Source organism: bacterium (genome assembly GCA_040757115.1).
Lineage (GTDB): Bacteria > UBA9089 > CG2-30-40-21 > CG2-30-40-21 > SBAY01 > JBFLXS01.
The window spans coordinates 1-4331 of the sequence record JBFLYA010000291.1; the positions used below are offsets into that span (position 1 = coordinate 1).

Sequence of the window (4331 nt, forward strand, 5' to 3'; positions counted from 1 at the left end):
GGTAAGTGTAGTCCCCCTGTGGGTAGAGGGAAAAAAGTAAAATTGCCCTCCACCCCTATTTAAAAGGGGTGAAAATCAAAAAAAGCAAGAAATTGACGTTTGCAACTCTTTTGAAATCAAGGAGTTAGATGGCAGGAGGGTAATAAGAAAAAGAGTGCATCTGTAACTACAAGCAAATCAACATGTTGTGAATTTCGTGAAAGGCACTAGTGCTCTGTCGCCATTCAAGTGATTGATTGGCCGTTGTCCCCCGCTGGCGGGGGTAGGGGGGTGGATTCTTCTATTTCAGATTTCATATTCCACCCCCTTAATCCCCCGCCAGCGGGGGACATCAATTGAGTAGCGACAGAGCACTAGAAGAAGATATTAGGATGGTAGAAAAAGTAAAGATGCAAGCAAAAGAGAGATTAAAGAGGAAGGATTGGTGAGATTGAGGAGTATATTTTCCCATTTGGAAAGAGGTGGGAGTTTAGAAGATGAGATGAGTTGACGAGAGATTTGAGATTGAGGAATGGGGTAATATATATCTTGGTGAGAAAAGATAATATTGAATAGAAATGTGATAATGGTGAATATCACTACCTACAGATTTATAAATATTCTTTTTTTCATTTTTTCCCTCCCTACGATGTGTTGATTTAGTTGTTTTCTTTAAATATCGACACAAAAGGAGGGGAACTGAAATTCATAAGAATATTCCTAAACAAAAATATTGATTTTAAGGAAAGATTAAAGGGGAGGACAAAGAGATATGGGTAGGATTTAAGGATGGGAGGTGTAATTATTACATAATCTCTCTAATCCTACTTCTGATGCGGGGTGAGAATAGGTCCGACCCTCTTTAAGTTTGAAAGGAGGTGAATAAGGAATGACGAAAGCAGATCTCGTCAATGCGGTAGCAGAAATAGGTCTAACCAAGAAAAAAGCCGCAGAGGCTGTTGAGGCTGTCTTAAATGGAATTAAAGACGCTTTAGCAGACGGAGATAAGGTGCAGTTGATTGGATTTGGGAGCTTCTCAGTTAAAAAGCGTTCTGCAAGAGAAGGTAGAAATCCACGCACTGGTGCTCCACTTAAGATTGCGGCAAAGAAAGTGCCAGTTTTCAAGGCTGGTGAAGCTTTAAAGAGCGCTGTTTAAACTCACTATGACAAAAGAAAAAGGGTTAAGGGAAAGAGAAAAAAATAATTTTTTTCTCGTGCCCCCTTAACCCTTTTTTATTTAAAGACATACAAAATGTTAGGTTCTCCTGAGAATAAGGAAGTAGAGAGTAGAAAGTAAAGAAAACATCACTCCTCACGCCTATCTTCTTACCTCCCACCTTCTATCTCCTACCACTATTTTCATCATCCTTCTCCTGAAAATAGGTTATGGGACGCAGATTTTCGCAGATGAACAGGATTAAAATTAATTTTTTATTATTGTATTTCTATAATTATTTCCTTAGAGTTTCTTGATGTTTTTATAGTGCATTAGTGGTTTTTCTTTAAAATCTTGTAAATCCTGTAAATCTGCGTCCCATTAATTTTCATCGTCGTTTGTGTCCACGCTGTGGACATAAGCGTTTCTCTATTTAATAAACTCAAAATATGTTGACCCATCACTCATTATATCACCGGTGATAACGGATAATAATCTACCACCAAATTTATATATCCCTTCCACATCTGAGTTAGTAAACATATAGGTAAGATATGAAAATGTGTTGTCATATCCAGCGGGTATAGTCAGACCATATAGATTAAGGTAAGTAAATGGAGGTATGCCGGGGATTTCTATCCATAGTTTGAGGTCTGTTTGAGTTTGTTGTGCTGGATTGATAAGTCTCACGGTGGAGTTTAACGACTCTTGAGGTGAATATTCCTTTTGATTAGTGGAAATTATGATAATTGGGTTAAAGATGTTACCGGCACTGATTGCATCCATATCAAACCCTGGATAATCCACTGTTGCACTTCCATCATTATCATCAACAATCTTAATATATCTTGCCTTAGATAATCCAGCACTTGCCAGGTCAAAGTATGATGAGCCTATGCCATTACCCACGAGGTTCCAGGGACCAGCATAGTTATTACTTGCATAAACTGTATAACCTTCTTTAATACCATCATTTCCTTCATAAATAATGAAGTCTGAACCACTTCCATCAATAATTTCTACACCCATATCAATTTCAATCTCTCCACCTTTGCCTAAGGAAGCAAATTGGCCATCAGGTTGCCCTAAGGCATAAACGGCTTCGGTCGGATTATTTTTAAAGTTATTGGGATAGGAGAATGGGTCGTAAAATCTACAGGATGTAACATTGTAGCCGTGATGATAATTTGAGTTTTTATCTAATTTAACATTGAGGACAGTCATCGTTCCTGGATTTACCACTACTCCTGAAATAGTTTTATCCACATAGCCATTAGCAGAGAACTTAACTGTATATATTCCTGGTTTAAGGATACGGTGATAGTCTCCAATTTTGGGGTCTGTAAATATTGGCCAACCAACATCTAAGACATTAACCATTCCGACAATAGGATTACCGGTTTGGGCATCGGTTACTAATCCTTCTATTCCCTGTCTGTTAGCCTCTTTAATTATATACAGAATTGCATTTTTATTCTTTTGCCAAACGATATCTATTCCACTGTTTGCCAGCTCAATTGTCCAATCAATATCACCTCGACAGCCATAAGCAAAATCATTTGTATCCCCCTTTGTTTGATACCAGTCATAACCATTTGTTACCCAGTAATTATTAAAATCTGCATAGCCTTCAGATAAGTCAATAATTAATGGTTCATCCGGGGTAGGATGAGGGCTGAAATTCCAGACATAATTTACGATATCACCAAAACAGTGATACGATAAAGAGAGGGTAAATGGGTTATCGAGGAATAAATTACGCATTGCTTGAGTTTCTGGTTGAGAAAATGGATACCAGCTATTACCCCACTTATCCCACTGGTAACCATAATCACGGTTTAAATCAACTCCATTAGCGTTATATCTGCTACCAACCATAATTCCATCAGGATTGACCATCGGCACTATCCATATCTCTCGATTATTCACAAGATATGTTACTTCTGGGTCTATTCCGTAATTTTCTGTGAGATAATGAGCCATATTTAGCGGTATTTCAACAGACATAAATTCATTTCCATGATGAGCCCCCATCAAGCAAACTTCCGCTTCATTCTCTTCCACTTCAGGGTTATCCGTTATTTTCATCGCCCACATATTTCTTCCCTCAACGCTATCACCGCTGTCATATAGTTTAGCGATATATGGGTAATTTGCGGCTATTTGTGTTAATTCAACCGTCAGTTCATTATAATCATGGAAGTTTTCCCTCTCTCTAACCGCCTTCATCTCTTTTACCATATCTTCTACCAGGACATTAATTTTATATCCTTTATTTTTGAGCATATTCAATTCATCTTCGGTTACAATTGCCCTGGCATAAGTTTGAGTCGCATCGGTTAAAGTTAGACGCATATTGATAAATTCTGCAATCTGGTCATGATTTTTTATCTCAATCTGAATCAATATTTCTTTCTGGGGCTCAAATCCATAAACATAGGAATTTAACCCTAAACCACAAATAATAATCCCTGCTAATAGCCATATTTTTTGTTGAGTGAACATATTATTATTTCCTTTGTAACTATTTAGCCACAGATTAATACGGATAAAACGGAGGAAAAACGCCTCTGCCCCCACTTCATACTTTCAAAAAATAAGTCTTGTATTATCAATAGGTTACAGAGTAGAGAAATTGAGTTTTGACACTACAGTTTGTATGCTCACAAAATCAATTTAATAGTTTTACCCGGTTGATAAGATAAATTTAAAGCGTCGTAGATTTCTATGGGAGACCTGTCGGATGAACATAATAAAAGTATAGCACAGAACTATTTTCAAGTCAAGAAAAATTTCGACCTGTGCGGTTAGAAATTACAAGCAAATTTCCTCAAACCTGAAAGGTTTGACTTTTACATAACCGTAGATAAAATCTACGGAGAGAAGAAAAACTCCTGCTTATTACTCAACCCTGAAAGGGTTGAATTCTAACCATGGATTACATTCGACCCTTTCAGGGTCGAGTTTTGCGGGCGTTTATTTCCGTAGATTGCATCTACGGTTATTTAAAATTCGACGTTTTCAGCGTCAATAACCTAACACCTAACCGCACAGGTCGAAATTTATCGTATCACTCCCAATTTACCTGTTTTTGAACTTTTATCATCTCTGATGAAATAGATGTAGATTTCACTGGCAACCTTTTCACCAGCTGAATTCCGACAATTCCACTCCACAACCCCATTTACTCCAGAAT

Annotated in this window: 3 protein-coding genes; 1 reads left to right on the forward strand and 2 read right to left on the reverse strand. The window is 37.5% G+C overall.

What is annotated here, in order from left to right:
* Positions 1–868: 868 nt before the first annotated feature.
* Positions 869–1135, forward strand: a complete 267-nt coding sequence (locus AB1422_17240) for an HU family DNA-binding protein (GenBank protein ID MEW6621048.1) — start codon at positions 869–871, stop codon at positions 1133–1135.
* A 25-nt stretch (positions 1136–1160) separates the two neighbouring features.
* Here the strand turns inward: AB1422_17240 and AB1422_17245 are convergent, their stop codons facing one another.
* Positions 1161–1316: a hypothetical protein gene (locus tag AB1422_17245; protein MEW6621049.1), complete on the reverse strand. Its 156-nt coding sequence runs from the start codon at positions 1314–1316 to the stop codon at positions 1161–1163.
* A 248-nt stretch (positions 1317–1564) separates the two neighbouring features.
* The gene (locus AB1422_17250) at positions 1565–3640 is read right to left on the reverse strand and encodes a M14 family zinc carboxypeptidase (GenBank protein MEW6621050.1); all 2076 of its coding nucleotides are present in this window, start codon (positions 3638–3640) and stop codon (positions 1565–1567) included.
* Positions 3641–4331: the final 691 nt, after the last annotated feature.

Bases quoted from the DNA above. Each gene is read 5' to 3' on its own strand.
- AB1422_17250 (MEW6621050.1), bottom strand. From the start codon at position 3,640: ATGTTCACTCAACAAAAAATATGGCTATTAGCAGGGATTATTATTTGT.
- AB1422_17240 (MEW6621048.1), top strand. From the start codon at position 869: ATGACGAAAGCAGATCTCGTCAATGCGGTAGCAGAAATAGGTCTAACC.